The organism is Mesorhizobium sp. M1A.T.Ca.IN.004.03.1.1 (assembly GCF_003997555.1).
In the GTDB taxonomy this organism is placed as follows: Bacteria; Pseudomonadota; Alphaproteobacteria; order Rhizobiales; family Rhizobiaceae; genus Mesorhizobium.
In genome coordinates this window covers 1-266 of sequence record NZ_RZTV01000445.1, presented here as the reverse complement: position 1 = coordinate 266, position 266 = coordinate 1, and the positions used below count along the sequence as shown (strand labels likewise).

Annotated in this window: 1 protein-coding gene; it reads right to left on the bottom strand. The window is 56.4% G+C overall.

Features of this window, described 5'->3' with window-relative positions; genetic code table 11:
• Nucleotides 1-239, bottom strand: a 239-nt coding sequence (locus EOD29_RS32370; RefSeq protein WP_348630473.1) for a hypothetical protein, incomplete at its 3' end; no start/stop codon positions are given.
• Nucleotides 240-266: the final 27 nt, after the last annotated feature.

The following is a 266-nucleotide window of genomic DNA, read 5'->3' as shown; positions in this document are numbered from 1 at the left end:
AACCGGTCGGGCCTGTTCTTCCATTCCTTGTACGGCTGCAGCAGCTGGCCGGGAAACCGTCTTTCGATCGCGCTCTCGGTGAGAAGGATTTTTGCGAAGACCTCGTCTGTCGAGGATCGATTCAAAGCTTCGCTGCGCATCTCCAGATCAGCCATCAGTTCGAAAAGCTCTTCATCCGTCATCGACTCCAGAGCCGAGGCGAACTCACGCTCCGAGACATCCGCAAAATCCGTCACGATGCACCTCCTGCCGATGGCTGCGTTTTG